Raw genomic sequence first — 18,017 nt, forward strand, 5'->3', positions numbered from 1 at the left:
GCTGCTGCTGCCTTAATGAATTATACTGAACAAGCGTTTCCAGCGTACTTTGTTGAAGAAAGTACCGTTTTTATCGAACGACATCCAAACAAATACGGCCTTGCCTACAATGTGGTCTTCCGGCACAAAGCCCCAGAAACGCGAGTCGTCAGAACTATGGCGGTTGTCGCCCATCATAAAATAATAGTTCTGTTTAAAAGTATAGGTGCTAATGGGCTTGCCGTTTATTAATATTTGTCCGTTTTCGTAGCGGGCATCATCGTTACCATCAAAAGTGGTAATAATACCCTTATAGAAAGCCAGTTTTTTTTCTGTAAGCGCAATCGTCATACCCTTTTTGGGTACAGTAAATGCCTCCATGTTATCCTGATTATTCGGAAAAAGCCGCGCATTATGCGGAAACGTAACATAATTCCGGTTGCTGGTATCACCTTTAGCCAGTAATACCTGTTGGGTACGCTTCACAAAATCCTGGCTCTGCAAATCTTTAATGGCTTTTTCGGTGGCTCTTACATCGTACACAATGGTGTTTTCGGGGCTTACCAACTGGCTGAACTCAGTAATGCCGTATTTCCTGAAAACCTTGTCGTTCACCAAATCACTGGTTTCAACTTCATATTCCATCTGTACCGTTGCCGGGCTTATAAAAGGCTTGCCGTTAATGGTTATTTGTCCGGCATTCAAGGCCACCACGTCTCCTGCCACACCAATACAACGTTTAATATAATTGGTGCGTAAATCAACCGGGTACTTGTCATAACCGCCAAACTCATCGGGCCGCTCGGGGCAGCCGGGGTAATTAAAAACCACCACATCGCCATTTTTAACATGCGTAAAACCCGGCAAACGGAATTGCGGAAGCTGAATCCAGTCGAGAAACGAGGGGATTTCGGTACCCCATATTTTCTGATGTGTGAGCGGTACCTGCAGAATCGTTTTGGGCGTACGGGTGCCATAATGAAATTTGCTTACAAAAATAAAATCGTCTGTCAGCAGGCTGGCTTCCATAGAGCCACTGGGAATGGTGTAAGGCTCAAACATCAGCCAGCGTATCAACGAGGCGGCCACAACGGCAAACAAAATGGAATCGAACCATTCGCGCAGGGCAGATTTCTTTTTTTTGGCTTTAGGGGCAGAATCAGGCGTTTTTGTAGAGGTAGTTTTATCAGTCATTCGCTTTTAAATAAGATTGCCCTGCTTTGACCTGAAAACCCTGCGGTGGTTTATTTGCCATCTGTATTTTTTTACCTGCCCCCTACACTGCCCATTGGCAGCATTACTTTTTTAGCCTTGCCACATTAAATTTTCAAAAAGTATGTGCCGGGTCAACTTTATTTACTAAATTTGCATCGCAAGCGATTTAATTTTAAACGACTAAATTTTAAATAAATGAAAACTTCACGCATACAAAACCTGTTCAGAATTCTGTTGGGTGCATTGATGACCCTGGCTGGTATTGGCCATCTTACTTTTCAAAGGCAGGAGTTTCTGGCACAGGTGCCCCGCTGGTTGCCCACTAACCCCGCATTTATGGACTTCGTGGTGCTTTCTTCCGGTTTGGTTGAAATAGCCCTGGGGCTTTCTATGATATTTCTGGTTAAGCACCGCGCCAAAGTGGGTATCGCACTGGCCATTTTTTACATCCTTATTTTTCCGGGTAATATATCTCAATACACCAACGGAATTGATGCCTTTGGCCTTGATACCGACCAGAAACGGTTAATCCGCTTATTTTTTCAGCCGGTTTTGGTACTTTGGGCCTTGTGGTCAACAGGCGGTTTAAAACTTTTGTTCAGCAAAAAAGCAGATAGAGCAGCTAAGAGTTTTTATGATTTTGAAGCCAAAGCGCTTTCGGGCAAGCCCGTTTCTATGAGCCAGTTTAAGGGCAAAACCGTAGTGGTGGTGAATACAGCCAGCAAATGCGGCCTTACCCCGCAATACGAAGGCCTTGAAAAACTATACCAGGCCAATAAAGACAAAGGGCTGGTGGTGCTGGGTTTTCCGTGTAACCAGTTTGCCAATCAGGAGGCTGGCAGCTCAAAAGATATTGAAGAGTTTTGTCAGTTAAATTATGGGGTGAGCTTTCCGATGTTCGAAAAAATTGATGTAAACGGCCCGAACGCCCACCCGATATTTGATTACCTGAAAGCCGAGCAAGGTGGTTTGCTGGTTGATGACATCAAATGGAACTTTACCAAATTTGTGGTTGACAAAAACGGTAAGGCTGTAAAAAGATATGCGCCCACCACCAAGCCTGAAGACATGGAAGCCTACATACAGCAAATGCTATGAAAACCGAACAAGATTTTACGGCGCTTTATCTGGACAAACAGCTTTGTTTTCCGCTGTATGCGGCTTCAAGGCTCACAACCCAATTGTATGAGCCGTTTCTGAGCGAACTTGATATAACCTACCCCCAATACCTGGTTTTACTGGTGCTTTGGCAACACAATAGCCTGACAGTAACCGAAATTGGAGCCAGGCTGTATCTGGAATCTAACACTTTAACGCCTTTGCTTAAACGGCTGCAGCAAAAAGAACTGGTGGTAAGAAAACGCTCAAGCGAAGACGAACGCAAAGTGCTGGTTTCGCTCACCGAAAAAGGCGAAAAGCTTAAAGAAAAAGCGGTGCTGATACCTGAAAAAATACTGAGTAGTTTCTCTGACGATTCTGTTGCACTTGAAGAAATTGCGGGTTTTCATAAAACGCTCAATAAGCTATTGGGGCAGCTGAATACTAAGTTAACCTCTGCCTGATTTTAGCGGAAGAGCCATTACCAGTTATGCAATATATAGTATTAATTGAATAGCTAAAACGTACATAATGTTTTGATATTAGTTTGGGTAAGGTTAAAAAGCGCTCTTGTTTAAGGGCGCTTTTTTTGGTGCCTTGAGTTGGGTAACAGTAATATAATGTATCAATTGGCGCGTAATGCCAGTTATTATGGGTAGATTGGAGTAAAACCTGTACACAAAACATTTTTCTTTGTTTTATTTAATAAAAGCCAGGTAAATGAATATATATGCAAAAATTGCTGTTTTTTTTATTGTTGAGTTTGAGTGGGTTTGCTCAGAGTGGCGTAGTACTTAAGAAAAGGCTGGACAGCCTGAAACAATTGCGGCAGAATCAGGAACAAAGTCTGAAAGCGCTCCAGAGCCAGATATCGGCCACCGAGCAAAGGCTTGGTTTGGTAAGGGCATTGGAACCGCCCGTGCGTTTCGGGAAAATAACTATTACTAACCGCGACGAAATTGTTTTCTGGAACGACCGCTTCAATAAGCCCATGGAAATGATGTATAAAATTCCGCCGAACTCTGAAATTTCGGTAGTTGGCTATAAAAAAGATTTTAATGATGGCAACGACTACGTGCAGGCCATACATAAAGGCAAAACCGGCTATATTGACGCCTATTTTTTGCGGACCAATGAAGAACTGGCCAAACGGATTGAAGCCATAAAAGCGCAGAATGCCCAAATTGCAAACGGCCGGAAAGAAGAAAAAAATACTAAGCAAAACGCAAAGCAAAAAGTAAATGACCCGCCGCTGGCCATTAATTCAGTTGACCTCAAGTATAATTCAGTAAGCACGCCCGAAGCCAGTGTGGTGGTTTCAAACTTAAGCACTGAAACCATAGACCGCTACGAAGTAACCATTGCCTGTTATGATGGCTACAACCGGCCGGTAAATCACCCGGTTCGCAAAAACAACCGTTTCAGAGGAGTTTACCAAGTAAAGCTGGCGCCGGGCCAGGCTAATGTTTTAGGTAACTGGATTTTAGAAGGCCACGACAACGCCACAAGAATAGTGGTGTCGCTGGTTTCGGTTCGTTTTGCAGACGGAAAAACCTGGAAACCCACTAAGGCTATAACGGTGAAAAGTTATTAACCCAAGGCTTCAGCAACCGCCTTACCACCACCAAATGCGCTTTCAGAAATGAAGGAGTTTTTTTGTTTATCAGATTAGTTCGCTTCCATTATCATTCCGGCAATTAAAAATCAGGCTTGTTCCATCGGCAAGAAAACAAACCATTTGTGCCATACATTTACCACCTGAATGGCGGCCGCCTCACTATTCTTTGCTCTATCCTTGCGGCCGCCCTCATTTGGCAGTTTTTTTGGGTTATTCCCTATTTTATTTCCGGCCGGTTACCTGCAGGTAGGTTGTAACGGCCAGTTTGTACTGTGTTTGTGCTTCCGTCAGTTTATTGGCGGTTTCTGTTACCAGGGCCTGGGCTTCCAGCAGGTCAGACAGTGTTACCAAACCACTGGCATAACCCGACTGGCTCACTTTCAGGTTTTCTTCTGCCTGAATGGCCGTTTGTTTAATAATGGCTATCTGCTTCCATGCTTCGTTCAGGTCTGTCCAGGCCTTTTCCATTTGTAGTGACAGCAGGCCCTTGGTATCCTCAAAGCTGTTGGCGGTTATCTGCTCTTTTATTTTAGACTCTTTGATACTGTGAGACCCACCCCACCAGTCAGATATCGGAACAGATACCGAGACATACGCCAGCCCGTTGGTAAAATTCTTGGTGCCACTTTCCAGAAAATTAAGATGGTAACCCGCCAGCCCCAGTGCGGCAGTTGGCATATACTCTCCTTTTTTCATTTTGGTTTGCAGTTGCGCCGCTTCTACCGATTTCTCCAGTAGTTTATATTCAGTGCGGTTGGTTAAAGCCCCGCCATGATTCACATAATAGGCCATCGGGTTCCGGCTTATGTCAGGGGTTTCCTGCAATGCCAGGGTGCTGTCATATTCAATGCCGATGGTCTGGCAAAACTGCATGGTTGCCAGTTTTTTGCCGTTTTGCAGTTTGTTTTTGTTGGCCGCCAGCTCACTTTGTTTAATCTGCACTTTCAGCACATCGTTTTTAATAATTAACCCGGCTTTGTGGGCATCGTCTACCTGCCTGCGCACATCATTCAGCAACACCTCATATTTTTCGAGCGTTTTTTGTTTTTCCTGTAACGCTATCAACTGCCAGTATTGCTGTTCAACTTTCAGCAGCACTTCGTTTTCGCTTAGCTGCTGTTGTTTTTCTTTTACATCTACATTAAGTGCGGCCAGCTGGTTGCCGGTTGTAAGCCGCCCGCCGGTATACAATGGCTGGGCAATATTCAGCACTCCGGCTGCTGTGCGCTGCATCATGCGCAGGTCCATACCCGGAAAATACGCAAACTGTGTGGCACTGGCCAGGTTGGCCGGGTTGCCGTCATACACAGGCAGGTTGCCGCCATCCATCTTGAATTTTACGAGCGGGTCTATGGCCTGCATGCCAAATACGTTGGCGCTTACCTTCGGAAAATAATTGGTGTAAGCATTCTGCTGTATTTCTCTGGCTGCTTCAATTTCAAGTGCCGTGTTTTTATACGCCTTGTTGTTTTTCAGGGCAAGCGCCTGGCTTTGCTCAAGGGTAAGGGCGGTTTGGCTATAGGCTGCTGCCGATACACACACAGCAGCCAATAAGAGGGTTATATGTCTCATTTTCAGATTTTTAAGCGTAGTTCTTTTTAAATAATTGCTGATACAACACCGGCACCATAAACAGGGTGAGTATCATAGACACCAGTAACCCGAAACATACCACCGCACCCAAAGGCCCCCACAGGGTAGAGCCGCTCAGTATCATGGGTACCACGCCTACGGCTGCCGCAAACGAGGTCAGGAATATAGGGCGCATTCTGCGTTTACCGGCTGCTACGGCGGCGTTCAGGAGTGTCATGCCGTGGTGGGTTCGCAGTTCTTCGGCATAATCAATCAGGATAATCCCGTTACGTACCACAATTCCCATCAGGCTCATAATACCCAGAAACGATGTTAAACCAAAAGGATAACCCGTAATAACAATACCTAATGCCGCACCCAGAAAACTCAGCGGCATGGTGGTCATTACCAACAGAGCCAGTTTAGGTTTTTTGAACTGGAACAGCAGTATAAAGAAGATAAGCAGGATACCAGCCACCAATGCCTTGGCCATTGGAATATAGTTTTCAACTTCGCTTTCTTCTTCACCGCCATAAGACAGGGTTGTCTGTTTTGGCAAAGGAATGGTTTTTATAGCGGCCTTAATATCAGCCAGTACTTTGTAGGCAAGGGCGCCGTGTTTTACGTCAGCCCTTACGGTGATGGTTCTGGTACCGTTGCGGCGGATAATCTGTCCTTCGCTCCAATCGTTGGTGATGCCGCTGGCTATCTGCCTTACAGGAACAGTTGCGCCCGTAATTGGCGAGGTTACGTTCTGATTGGCGATGTCGTCAAAGCTGTTTTTTTGGCCCGGGGCGTTCATCAGTTTGATGTTAACGGGGTAGTCGCCCTCCCAGATGGTACCCACAGGCATGCCAGACATACCAGCAGCCAGCGACGCCGCCACTGTACCTTTGGTTAAACCAAGCCGGTTGGCAATCTCATCATTGATTTCAACGCTTATACCCTGCCGTGGATTAAGGTAGTCGGTTCTGGCCCAAATAACGTTTTCGTTTTTATTCATGGCAGCTTTTACCTGCATGGCAACGGTCTTGATGCTGTCGAGGTTATCGCCGCTGATACGCACCTCAATAGGTGCAGTGGTGCTGAGCATATCCAGCTGTTTCATACGCACATACGCATTCGGGAAATGATTGCGGTACCTGGCTTCATATTCTGTCAGCAGGGCAATGGCATCATTGGCTGTCTGGGTATTTACCACCAGCTGCGCATAATTTCGGGACGGAAAATTGGGCGCATACGTGGTATGAAAACGCGGCGAACTGGTACCTACAAAGGCGGCCACATTGGCAACGCGCTTGTCTTTTATCAGCATTTTTTCGAGGCTGTCAGAAACAAAGGCGGTTTGCTCAAGCGTGCTGCCTTCAGGCAGATAAATTTCTACTGCAAACTGGTTACGGTCTACTTTCGGGAACAACTGGCGTGGCACCGTTGCAAATATGGCTAAACCTGCTACCACAGAGCCAATGCCGGCCAGAATAGTAGTTTTAGGAAATTTGAAAGCCAGCTCAAGCATTTTGTCGTATAGATTCTGAATCACATCCAGCAGCGACTTCCTTCCCGGTTTGGCGGTTTCTTTCTTGATTCCTTTTTTAATAAACACATAGCTTAAGTACGGAACCAGAAAACAGGCAATAAGCAAAGACGTAATAAGGGCTACACCAATGGTTATGGGCAATGCACCCACGAAATCGCCCACCATGCCGTCAAGAAAAAACATCATAGGCACATAAGTGGCAATAATAGCCATCGTGGCCGAAAACACCGGTATAAACAGTTCTCTGGCGCTTTTCCAGGCGGCGTTCCAGGGGGTTTCGCCGTGGTCTAGTTTTTCAATGTGTCCGTCAAGCACTACAATGGCGTTGTCTACCACCATACCCAGCACCACAATTAAACCCGCCAGCGACACCGTGTGCAGCTCAATGCCTAAGGCATATAAAATACCGAGGGTAATAAAAATTGAAATAGGAATGGTTGCCCCGGCTACCGCAGCTACCCTGAAAGGCAGCAGCAGCATGGTTACAATAATAACGGCTACAATGGCAATGGCAAATTCTTTCAGAAAGTGGGTTATTGAATGCTCTACGGCCTGTGGCATATCGGCGATTTTGGCAATCTGCACATCGGGCGATATTTTGCCTTTCAGCGATTCAAGCGTTTCGTCTACCGTTTTACCAAAAGAAACAATGTTGTTTCCGGGTTGCATTTCCAGCGATATCAGCAGGCTGTTTGTGCCGTTGTTTTTGATGATGGCGTCTGGCTTAGGATATTCTCTTACCACGCGCGCTACGTCTTTTACCCTGATTACATTACCGTTGGGGTCGGTATAAACTATCTGGTTTTTGATGTCTTCTTCCGATTGATAGGTTGACGGAATGTGTATCGGGGTTATCAGCTGGCCGTTGTCCAGCTCGCCGCCATAATAAATAGAGCCTTCCAGTTGCGCAGCGGCCAGTACATTAACGGGTTTTACACCGTAGTAAGCCAGTTTGTCGTTGTCAGGATAAATGGTTATCTGCTCCTGAACCAAACCAAAGTGTTTCACTTTAGAGACCGACTTTATTTTTCTGAATTCAGTTTCAATTACTTTCAGTTCGCGGTCAAGTTCTTTATAGCTCTTGCTGTCTGACTGCACCGTAAGTAATATGGCCGACGTATTTCCGAAGTCATTATTGGCAACCAAAGCCAGCACCTGCGGCGGCAGCTCAGATTTAAGATTGTTTAAGCCAAACTTTATTTTGTCCCAGAAGGCATCAGGGTCTTTCACGTTATTATTTACCTCAACAAAAACAATCAGCATTCCTTCTTTAGAGATAGAATAGGTTTTTTCGCGGTTTACTTCCTGAAACCCATACAAAAAGCTTTCTACTTTGGTGGCTAGCTTTTCTTCTACCTGCGCTGAATTGGCACCGGGATACACCCCGATGATTAAACCCTGGCGAATGGTAAACTCAGGAAACTCGTTCCGGGGCATTATCATCAGCGACACAAGCCCTGCAATAGAGAGTATCACTGTAATAATGATGGCTATCTGCTTATGCTTCATAGCCAGTTCTATAATATTCAGTTTCTGTTTTTTCATGATTAACGCGCAATTTGAACTGTTGAACCATTACTTAATTTTTGCTGCCCGGCTACAATAACGTTGGCAGCCGGCGGCACTTCGCCCTGCACCAGCACCTGGTTATCTATCAGCTTCAGGGTTTTTACGTTTACTCTCAGAGCTTTACCGCCTTGTTCGATGTAAATAAACTGCTGGCCGTCTGCATCTTTCTGCAAGGCTTTGTTTGAAACCAAAACGCCGGTGCGTTGGTCATGAGCCGTGGTCTGTACCGAGCAAATCATGCCGGGTTTAATTTCGGCTGCCGAATTCTGTACTTCTATTTTTACAGGATAAGAGTGCGACAGGATGTCGGCCGTTACGCCAATTTCTTTTACCGTGCCGGTAATGGTTTTACCTATGGCATTGATGGTTATTTCGGCGGTTTCGCCTTTTTTGAACATGCTGATTTCGTCTTCCGGAACCGGTATTTTTACATAAACCGTCTGGATGCCCAGTAGCTCAAGCACCGACATTGACGGAGCCACGTTCATGCCGGGCTGTACATTTTTTTTGCCTATTACCCCGCTTACAGGCGCATACAGGTTGCAGTCGCTGATGCCTTTCTGAGCAATTGCCACTGCCGACTTTGCCTGTTGCAAGCCTGTTTCTATGTCTACCCATTTTATTTCTGGCAGGGTGCCGTTTTCTTTCATGGGTTTCATTCTTTTGTAGGCGTCTTCGGCCTGTTTCTGGCTTGCCAACGCTGCCTGATACGTGTTTTGTGCAGTAGAGGCGTCTAGCCTGGCCAGCAACTGGCCTTTCTTTACGTTCTGGCCTTCGGCCACCAATATATCGGTTACAGTGCCCAGAGTGGCAAAGCTCAAAACGGTTGTTTTCTGGGCTTCTACCACCCCCGAGTATTTCGCCTGCACAACGCCGCTGTAAGGCATTGGCTTTTCTACCTGCACGTTATAATCTTTTTTGGTTTCTACGGTTTTGGCTGGCTCGTGTGATGCGCAACCTGCTAAAACCAACAGGCTTGATGCCGCTAATAAATTTAATCTGCTTGTCATTGGTTTGTTTTGTTTACTGTTTGACTAAAATCGTTTTTTGGTCGAATTTGGGTGCTAAAAAAATGCTCCGAGAAGCATTGTGTTGGTGTGCTTTACCTGCCCATTCCTTTAATTATCATATCCACCAGCAGGTCTGCCTTGTCGGCCAGTGCGGTGTTTTTCTTGCGGGCTATTATATCCAGTTCAATTCCTCTGATACAACTCACCATCAAATCGCTGAGCAAATCAAGGTTTTCCAGAATCTCTTCTTTCAATTGCCCGGTTTCTACGCCTTTGGCCAGAATAGACTCCAGCAAATGTTTTTCTTCGTGGTCATACCTGTTTCGCAGGTTAGAATATTCTTCATTTAATCTTCCGTTCAGGTCGTTTTCAACTACCAGGCTGTATAGGTTTACCTTCTCTTTAATGGCTTTTACCTTTGTTACAATGTAGGCCTTCAGCATACAAATGGAGTCGGGTTGTTCATTAACAGCGGTTTTAACGCTATAAAAAAACTCGTCGATTTCAAGGTTGATGACCCTGTCGAATATCTCTTCTTTATCTTTAAAATAATAATACAAGGTACTTTTGCTTTTGCCGGCAGCTTTGGCTATGTCTTCCATGGTGGTTTTTTTTAAACCATATTGCTGCATTAATTTTTTGGCTCCTTTTATTATATCCTGAATAACCAGTTCGTCCTTTTCCATAGTTTTAAACTTTTCGACTAAAAATGTATTTTGGTCGACAAATGTAAAATCGATTTTTGAATTCGCCAAATATTTTCTTAAAAATTTATGATTAACCCTTTATTACCCAGTCGAAATCGCTGATGCCTGCCGATTTGAGCCGCTCTATGATTTGGGCTGTATGGTGCTGAATATGCCTGATGTTAACCAGGTGCAGCTCAAGCCTGCTTACGGGATACCACTCAAAGCCCGAAGGCGCATGGAGGGGCAATTGAGAAAGGTCATGTGCCAGGCTGGCTTGTATATCATCTATAAAGCTGAGTATTTCTGAGGGTGTATGGGCGGTAGTGGTGGGGTAATTGCCGAGGTTTTCGGCGCCGCGATGGGCATTTTGCCACGGAGTAAATGACCACGGGTTAGCCGAAAGATACATTTTTGCTGCCCAGAGGGTATGAAAAGTGAGCTGCCAGACAGGGTGCTGGCTGGTGTGGGTATGCCACAAATTGGTGGGTACTTTTACAATAGCAGCGCGCAACATGGCAAACGCAGCTCTGTATTGCGACTCCAGCACTGCAATTATGAGTTCATTATCGGCTGCCATCAATACATTTTTATACAATACTCGCGCAATTTTTGGTGCTTTGCAAAAGAAAAAGGCAGAAAAAGGCTTGAAACTCAATAAAGCAGGCTGAGTGGTACTGCAATGAGGCGGCCCGTAAGGCCGCCCGTGCAGATCGCGTAAAGGTTGCCGCAATGCAGCGGCGGACTCAATCAAAAAATCGTGGAGGTTATTAAACAGCCTTGTGCCAGAGTGGTTTTTGGGCTAATACTTTATGGTATATGTGGCAGTTGGTATCGTGTGCGCCGGGCAGATAGCCAATGCTCATCAGAAATTCGTTTACAATTTCTCCGCCTGTAAAGCGGAAAGTTTTCTTAAACAATTTCACCCATTCGTCTTTGGTGCGTGGGTGGTGGGCTTCCAGCCATTTTTCAAACGACCCATGCGACGCCTGCAAACCCTGTATGGTACGGGCGTTTTCAATGGCGGCGTTAATTTTCAGTCGGTTTCTGATAATGCCTGCATCGGCCATCAGGCGTTCGCGGTCGGCCTCGGTATAATTGGCTACTTTACTGATATTGAAGTTATCGTAGGCCGCGCGGAACGACTCTTCCTTGCGAAGGATGGTTTCCCAACTTAAGCCAGCCTGGTTGATTTCCATCAGCAATCGCCCGAAAAGCTCGTTATCGTCATGTATTGGAAAACCATAATGGTTATCATGATAGTTTTTATGAAGCGCCTGTTGCGCGCCCGTCATGCGGTCAATGTAAAAGCAATACGACATCTGGCTGATTGTTTGATACAGCAAAGATAAAATGCAAACTACACAGGGTAGCTACACAAAATGAAGAGTTTCAATTGAAAGCGGTTTTCAGGAGGAATTAATCTGGTTTTGTTACTGATGCAGCGCAATTTGAATGCCCTCATACTTTTAACAAGCCGCGGAAACCTCTGGCAGCGTAGTAAGAGTCAGCGCCGTTATGGTAGGTCCAGACATGATTATACCGGCTGTCGCCAAAGATAGCCCCGCCGTGCTTTCTAACCGCATCGGGGGTAAGCAGCCAGCTTGAAGTTTTGGTATCAAATTTACCAAGGGTTTGCAAATGGCGATACTGTTCTTCATTCAATAATTCAATGCCCATTTCCTCAGCCATATTTATGGCACTGTTGGCGGGTTTATACTCCTTTCTCGCGTTTAATGCCGGGTGGTCGTAGCAGATACTCCGGCGGCCTTTCGGGCTTTCAGCCGAACAATCGCAGAAAATATATACGTCGGTATTGGCGTCGTAACCAATAACATCAGGCTCGCCTCCGGTTATTTCCATTTCGTTTAACGACCACAATTTATCAGCATCAACCTCCAGCTTCGCCCTTACAAGCTCCCAGCCTATTGCTTCATGCCGATTCTTATTTTTTTCAAAACGGGTTTTCAGGGTTTTGAGTAGTTCGGTGCGTACTTCGGCTGGTAGTTCCTTTTTATTGCTCATGGGTTTTGCTGATTAAAGGTTGGATGGTAGTTTACATCAAAAGCCTCCTATCAAATGGAAATTTCTCAATTTTGCTTATCTCAATTCGATTAAAATCTTTATGATTAGGATTGATGAGCAGGTTAAAATCTCCTTGTGTAACGACAGAGGGGATTCGTAAAACACAATACTGGTTGCCATATACAAACTCATCGCCGAATTTCTGAGTAGATACCGGATGTGGAAAGTCTTTCCAGTTAGCCGGTAGTGCTGCCTCTGCCACCTCTATTATGGCTATATCATCCGGAATGTCAATACTTATCATCACATAATCTTCCGGCAGCGTAGCCCATGTAAAATGCACTGCCACTTCGGCCATAGCCAACGAACGGTTGGCAGCGGCGTAAATCAGTTCTACTCCTGCTGAATTCCACCTCGCCCCTTTCATGGCTGCCCCTTTGCCCGACAACGGACTGGCATGTTTCTCGCGTGAAAGTCGGTAAACTTCCATGTTACACCAAAATACCGTGATTAATACGCACCAGCTCACTTATCACCAATTCTTTGCCATAAGAATCGCGCAGCAATTCAATCGGCTTCTGGCTTCCAAGGGCATAATTGGGGGTATTGAGCCACAGACGCAACTTATCCATATTACCGAAAACATCCAGCCCTACCTTTGTAACTTCAGCCAGTTCAATGATTTTCTCAGAATGTATTGGCTTGAAATGGTGATTGGTAGATGTTTTGTATCTCTGCAAAGACTTGGTAGAAATATCAAGAAAACCCGCCCAGTCAGTTTCTGAAAAAGGTGTGTAGTCCTGAATCAATCCGAAAAGTGAATAAGGAATACCTGCCCTTATGACCGCAATGATAAGCATTTTGTTGGCAAGGAAATCCTCATAAGTAACTGATTTAGTATCAATACGAGCCTGTTTCAGAAATGAAGTAATTTCTTTGCTGAGCTTAATTTCTATATTTGATTTTGCGGTTGTCATGGTTTTACATTCAGACATTTGTCTGTAAATATACGACAAATGTCTGAATACGCAAATTATATACACTATTTCTGCAAATCAATTACTTTTCTGCTGGCAGGTCTGAAATACCATGAGGTTACCGTAAGCACAACCAGTAGTATTGGCCCAAAGAAAGCCTCAAAGGTGGTGTCGCCTACGGCCAGGTGCGAAAACAGCGCGCCTGCCATGGTTACGAAGAATCCGGCATAGGCCCATTCTTTTACTACCGGGAATTTCGGCACGAGTACTGCTACCACACCGAGCAATTTCCAGACACCAATAATGGTAAGGAAGTATTCAGGGTACCCCAGATGGTTGAAAAGGTCTACCTCTTCTTTCAGGTGTATGAGCTGCACCACGCCGCTTGATACCATACCCAGTGATAGCCAGATGGTGGCTATCCAATAGATAATTTTGTTTCTTTTGGCTGCTTTTACGGTTGTTTCCATTGTTGTAGCGTTTATGTAAGTAATGAATGCTAGGTAAATTAGGATGTCTTTTTAGTAACAGCGAATGAATTCGCTGGCTATCAAAACAAAGGAGCATTTGTTATGTATTGTCGACTAAAGTCGGCAGTTCTAACTACAATCAATCCTCCAACCCCTTCCCTTCCAGTATCTTCGGTATGAATTTTTCTACCCTTGCCAGGCGGGTTGATGCCTGCTTTGCCTGCCCGAAATGAAACAGATATGCCTTTTGTCGCCCGGGTGTCAGGGCTTCAAATGCGGTTTTCAGGGCAGGGTTTGTATCCAGTTTTTGCTGAAACTCATCGGGTATGGTATAATCTGAGGTTTTTTTTAGAGTTACTTTCAATCCGGCCTTTTCAATTTCAATAGCTTCATAAATATGTGCTTTAATGATTGCCTCCTGCGTCGCTACCTCACTTAAACTGGTAAACCGCATTTGCCTTGCCGACTGCACGTTTGCTGTCTGCTGAATCAACAGGCCGTCGGCATTGCCCATCAGAGCACCTTTAAAAAACAGTAGTGCGCAATAGTCTTTAAAGCCGTGTATCAGTACCACATTATTGCCCTGATGCGTGTAACAGGGGCAGCCCCATTTCAAATCTTCTGCCAGCCCGCAGCCAAGGGCAAGGCTCCGCAGTTGCGCATACGCTGCCTTCCATTGGGTGGCTTTATTGAAGAAAAAATCAACTTTGGGGTTTAGGTTACCTGCTTCCATCGGTTTTTTGTTGATTCATGATTTCCTGCAAGCGGCCGTGCGCCATATTCAGCCCGAACTCAAACGGCATTTTCAGTTGCAGGTCGCGCAATTCAACCGACCTGTAAATGATGTGCATGCTGAAAAGGCTGGTGGTATCGGTCAGTTTTTTAAAATCCAGAAACTCAAGTGTTACATCAAAGGCGGCGTTATCCATCTGGAACGTGCGCACTATCCGTTGGTTGGGTTCAAAGGCATGAATAGTGCCATGCGCCTGAAACAGAATATTACCGGCGGCATCGGTAGTTCTGAAATGCCAGCCTCCATACTTGTGGTTATCCAGTTTCAGAACTTTATTGCCCATCCATTGTTCCACAATTTCGGGTTCTGTATAGGCCTTAAATAGCAGGTCTACCGGCAAATCAAATTCCCGGGTAATCACAATCTCCTGCCTGCCTGCTTCGGCACTCACTTTGGTTTTACGTTCCATCAGGTATTATTTTTAGCTTGATACTGTTTCAGAATCGCCTCCAGTTTATTAAACCTTTCATCCCATATCTGGCGGAAAGGTTCTATAAAGTCGGCAATCTCTTTCATTTTCTCCAGGTTAATTGAGTAATAAATCTCCCGTCCGCTTTGTTCCTGCGCCAGTAGCTCGCATTCAGTCAGTATCTGCAAGTGCTTCGAAACGGTTGGTCTGGCGGTATCAAAATTAGAGGCAATGGCCCCGGCTGTCATGGCTTGTGTGGCTACCAGAAGCAGTATGGCACGTCTGGTGGGGTCGGCTATGGCCTGAAAAACATCTCTTCTTAAGTTCATTGCGTAGCTATTTGACTACAAATATACGCGTAGCTATTTGGCTACACAAATTTTTACAGCTTTATTTTTGCTTTATTTCTTATCCATCGATTTATTTGGTTGTGGTTACTTTATCGAATGTTTTATTAGCCTCCAAATACCTCAAAGGCATTACCACGCAACGAATCTGTTCTGCTGATAAACAAAATTTAATACATAATTGTATTGACTTAATTCCCTGACGCTTAACTTTATAACAGCAACTCAGAACATAACGGTACATCAATTCAATTAACCAACATAGACAAAATCTATAAAACCATAGATTTATTCGATTTTGATTATTATACACAACCCCATACCTTTACAGCATCAAAAATTGATTTCAACATTATTCATTCAATCATAAAAACTTTTTAGATTCCATGGAAAAAGAAACAGGAGATATCAGCAAATGCCCGTTCCATAACGGCACCCTGAAAAGCAACACAGGCGGTGGCGGCACCAGAAACCGCGATTGGTGGCCCAATCAGTTAAAGATGAATATTTTGCGCCAGCACTCGCAGTTGTCGAACCCGATGGACAAAGATTTTAACTATGCCGAGGCTTTTAAAAGTCTTGATCTGGCAGCGGTGAAACAAGACCTGCACGCCCTGATGACTGATTCGCAAGACTGGTGGCCTGCAGATTTTGGTCATTACGGCCCTTTGTTTATCCGTATGGCGTGGCACAGCGCGGGTACCTACCGTGTTACAGACGGCCGCGGTGGCGGTGGCTCTGGCCAGCAACGTTTTGCGCCGCTAAACAGCTGGCCAGATAACGTGAGCCTTGATAAAGCCCGCCGTTTGTTGTGGCCTATCAAGCAAAAATATGGCAATAAAATTTCATGGGCCGATTTAATGATTCTGACAGGAAACGTGGCGCTGGAATCGATGGGTTTTAAAACTTTTGGCTTTGCAGGTGGCCGCGAAGACGTATGGGAACCGGAAGAAGATGTGTATTGGGGCTCTGAAACTACCTGGCTGGGCGGAGACCTGCGCTACGGGCATGGCTCTGAAGGTGTTGCCAAAGCGCATGGGGTGGTGTCGTCTGACGATAATGCCGATGGCAAAATTCATAGCAGAGATCTGGAGAATCCGTTGGCAGCGGTACAAATGGGCTTGATTTACGTAAACCCTGAAGGCCCCGATGGCAACCCCGACCCGATTGCAGCGGCTAAAGATATACGCGATACTTTTGGACGTATGGCCATGAACGACGAAGAAACCGTGGCACTGATAGCCGGTGGCCACAGCTTTGGTAAAACACATGGTGCCGCCCCTGCCACCCACGTTGGCAAGGAGCCGGAAGCGGCCGACCTTGAACTGCAAGGCCTGGGCTGGAAAAGCAGCTACGGCAGCGGCGCAGGCCCAGATGCCATTACCAGCGGACTGGAAGTAATCTGGACAACCACCCCTACACAATGGAGCAATAATTTCTTTGAAAACCTCTTTGCCTTTGAATGGGAACTAACCAAAAGCCCGGCAGGCGCGCACCAATGGGTGGCCAAAAATGCCGATAACATTATACCGGATGCATTTGACGGCAGCAAAAAACACCGCCCGTCTATGCTGACAACCGACCTTGCGCTAAGGTTTGACCCTGCTTATGAGAAGATATCACGCCGTTTTCTTGAAAACCCGGATGCCTTTGCTGATGCTTTTGCCCGTGCCTGGTTTAAATTAACCCACCGCGACATGGGGCCACGTGCCCGTTATCTGGGCCCGGAAGTACCGGAAGAGATACTTACCTGGCAAGACCCGATTCCGGCAGTAGACCATGAGCTGGTAAATGAAAGCGATGTGGCTGCCCTGAAAGCAACCATTCTGGCATCGGGCCTGAGTGTTTCTGAGCTGGTTTCAACGGCCTGGGCTTCTGCTTCTACCTTCCGTGGGTCTGACAAACGCGGTGGTGCCAATGGCGCCCGCATCCGTCTGGCTCCGCAAAGATACTGGCAGGTAAACAACCCTGCGCAACTGCAAAAAGTGCTGGGCGTGCTGGAAGGCATCCGGAAGGATTTTCAGGCCGGTGGCAAGAAGATTTCAATGGCCGACCTGATTGTGCTGGCCGGTGCGGCTGGTGTTGAGAAAGCGGCCAAAGATGCCGGACACGACGTAACCGCGCCATTTTCTCCGGGACGCATGGATGCCACACAAGAGCAGACTGATGTAGAATCGGTAGGTTTCCTTGAGCCACTGGCTGACGGTTTCCGCAACTACCGCAAGGCGAATTTCAGGGTTTCAACTGAAGAATTACTGATTGATAAAGCCCAATTGCTGACACTCACAGCCCCTGAATTAACCGTTTTGGTGGGTGGTATGCGTGTGCTGGGTACTAACTACGACGGCTCTAAACATGGCGTATTTACGCACCGCGTGGGTGAGTTAACAAACGATTTCTTTGTAAATCTGCTGGATATGAGCACGGCCTGGAAGGCGGCATCGGCAGATAAAGAGTTGTATGAAGGCACCGACCGCGCCACCGGCGACTGGAAATGGACTGCCACCCGCGCCGACCTGGTGTTTGGCTCGAACTCAGAACTAAGAGCCATAGCCGAAGTTTACGGCAGCTCAGACGGACAAGCGAAATTCGTAAAAGACTTTGTAGCCGCCTGGACAAAAGTAATGAATCTGGACAGATTTGATTTGGTTTGATAATAGTGGTTTTTGGAGAAACGAAAAGCAGCCTGATGGGCTGCTTTTTTTGTGGAGG

At 45.9% G+C, this 18,017-nt stretch carries 18 protein-coding genes; 4 read left to right on the forward strand and 14 right to left on the reverse strand.

Going from position 1 to position 18,017, the window contains the following annotated elements; genetic code table 11:
• Positions 1-12 precede the first annotated feature (12 nt).
• Positions 13-1,173 carry a signal peptidase I gene (gene lepB / locus NZ848_RS13295; RefSeq protein ID WP_259015874.1) on the reverse strand — a complete coding sequence of 387 codons (1,161 nt, stop codon included), beginning with the start codon at positions 1,171-1,173 and terminating at the stop codon, positions 13-15.
• Between the two features lie 216 nt (positions 1,174-1,389).
• On the opposite strand from lepB, the gene NZ848_RS21520 reads away from it, so the two are divergent.
• From NZ848_RS21520 to NZ848_RS13315, 3 genes are all read left to right on the forward strand, one after another.
• Complete coding sequence (locus tag NZ848_RS21520) at positions 1,390-2,292, forward strand: redoxin domain-containing protein (RefSeq protein ID WP_309600834.1); 903 nt, start codon at positions 1,390-1,392, stop codon at positions 2,290-2,292.
• Entirely contained in the window at positions 2,289-2,756 is a 468-nt protein-coding gene (locus tag NZ848_RS13310; protein ID WP_259015875.1) for a MarR family winged helix-turn-helix transcriptional regulator, read from the forward strand. The genes NZ848_RS21520 and NZ848_RS13310 overlap by 4 nt, the downstream gene beginning before the upstream one ends.
• Positions 2,757-3,022: 266 nt before the next feature.
• Positions 3,023-3,886 (forward strand): DUF5780 domain-containing protein, encoded by an 864-nt coding sequence (locus tag NZ848_RS13315; protein ID WP_259015876.1) that lies wholly within the window; start codon positions 3,023-3,025, stop codon positions 3,884-3,886.
• Between the two features lie 246 nt (positions 3,887-4,132).
• Here the strand turns inward: NZ848_RS13315 and NZ848_RS13320 are convergent, their stop codons facing one another.
• From NZ848_RS13320 to NZ848_RS13380, 13 genes are all read right to left on the reverse strand, one after another.
• Positions 4,133-5,482: a TolC family protein gene (locus NZ848_RS13320; protein WP_259015877.1), complete on the reverse strand. Its 1,350-nt coding sequence runs from the start codon at positions 5,480-5,482 to the stop codon at positions 4,133-4,135.
• A 10-nt stretch (positions 5,483-5,492) separates the two neighbouring features.
• Complete coding sequence (locus NZ848_RS13325; protein WP_259015878.1) at positions 5,493-8,564, reverse strand: efflux RND transporter permease subunit; 3,072 nt, start codon at positions 8,562-8,564, stop codon at positions 5,493-5,495.
• 2 nt (positions 8,565-8,566) lie between these two features.
• Positions 8,567-9,598, reverse strand: coding sequence for an efflux RND transporter periplasmic adaptor subunit (locus NZ848_RS13330; RefSeq protein WP_253522783.1), 1,032 nt, complete (start codon positions 9,596-9,598; stop codon positions 8,567-8,569).
• Positions 9,599-9,690: 92 nt separating this feature from the next.
• Positions 9,691-10,284, reverse strand: coding sequence for a TetR/AcrR family transcriptional regulator (locus tag NZ848_RS13335; protein WP_253522786.1), 594 nt, complete (start codon positions 10,282-10,284; stop codon positions 9,691-9,693).
• 91 nt (positions 10,285-10,375) lie between these two features.
• A complete protein-coding gene (locus tag NZ848_RS13340) occupies positions 10,376-10,864 on the reverse strand; it encodes a DinB family protein (RefSeq protein ID WP_259015879.1) in 489 nt (162 codons plus the stop codon).
• 190 nt (positions 10,865-11,054) lie between these two features.
• Positions 11,055-11,606, reverse strand: coding sequence for a DNA-3-methyladenine glycosylase I (locus NZ848_RS13345; RefSeq protein ID WP_259015880.1), 552 nt, complete (start codon positions 11,604-11,606; stop codon positions 11,055-11,057).
• A gap of 139 nt (positions 11,607-11,745) precedes the next feature.
• Entirely contained in the window at positions 11,746-12,309 is a 564-nt protein-coding gene (locus tag NZ848_RS13350; RefSeq protein WP_259015881.1) for a DUF4256 domain-containing protein, read from the reverse strand.
• A 31-nt stretch (positions 12,310-12,340) separates the two neighbouring features.
• Positions 12,341-12,799, reverse strand: a complete 459-nt coding sequence (locus NZ848_RS13355) for an RES family NAD+ phosphorylase (RefSeq protein WP_259015882.1) — start codon at positions 12,797-12,799, stop codon at positions 12,341-12,343.
• A gap of 1 nt (position 12,800) precedes the next feature.
• The gene (gene parS / locus NZ848_RS13360; protein WP_259015883.1) at positions 12,801-13,286 is read right to left on the reverse strand and encodes a type II RES/Xre toxin-antitoxin system antitoxin; all 486 of its coding nucleotides are present in this window, start codon (positions 13,284-13,286) and stop codon (positions 12,801-12,803) included.
• Between the two features lie 65 nt (positions 13,287-13,351).
• The gene (locus NZ848_RS13365) at positions 13,352-13,756 is read right to left on the reverse strand and encodes a DoxX family protein (protein ID WP_259015884.1); all 405 of its coding nucleotides are present in this window, start codon (positions 13,754-13,756) and stop codon (positions 13,352-13,354) included.
• A 139-nt stretch (positions 13,757-13,895) separates the two neighbouring features.
• A complete protein-coding gene (locus NZ848_RS13370) occupies positions 13,896-14,489 on the reverse strand; it encodes a YdeI/OmpD-associated family protein (RefSeq protein WP_259015885.1) in 594 nt (197 codons plus the stop codon).
• A complete protein-coding gene (locus NZ848_RS13375) occupies positions 14,476-14,958 on the reverse strand; it encodes an SRPBCC domain-containing protein (protein WP_253522809.1) in 483 nt (160 codons plus the stop codon). The genes NZ848_RS13370 and NZ848_RS13375 overlap by 14 nt, the downstream gene beginning before the upstream one ends.
• The gene (locus NZ848_RS13380) at positions 14,958-15,287 is read right to left on the reverse strand and encodes an ArsR/SmtB family transcription factor (protein WP_259015886.1); all 330 of its coding nucleotides are present in this window, start codon (positions 15,285-15,287) and stop codon (positions 14,958-14,960) included. The genes NZ848_RS13375 and NZ848_RS13380 overlap by 1 nt, the downstream gene beginning before the upstream one ends.
• Positions 15,288-15,691: 404 nt before the next feature.
• Here NZ848_RS13380 and katG point away from each other — a divergent pair, with 404 nt between their 5' ends.
• Entirely contained in the window at positions 15,692-17,959 is a 2,268-nt protein-coding gene (gene katG, locus NZ848_RS13385; RefSeq protein WP_259015887.1) for a catalase/peroxidase HPI, read from the forward strand.
• The last annotated feature ends 58 nt before the right edge of the window (positions 17,960-18,017 follow it).

This window comes from Emticicia fluvialis, from assembly GCF_024793945.1.
GTDB lineage: Bacteria > Bacteroidota > Bacteroidia > Cytophagales > Spirosomataceae > Emticicia > Emticicia fluvialis.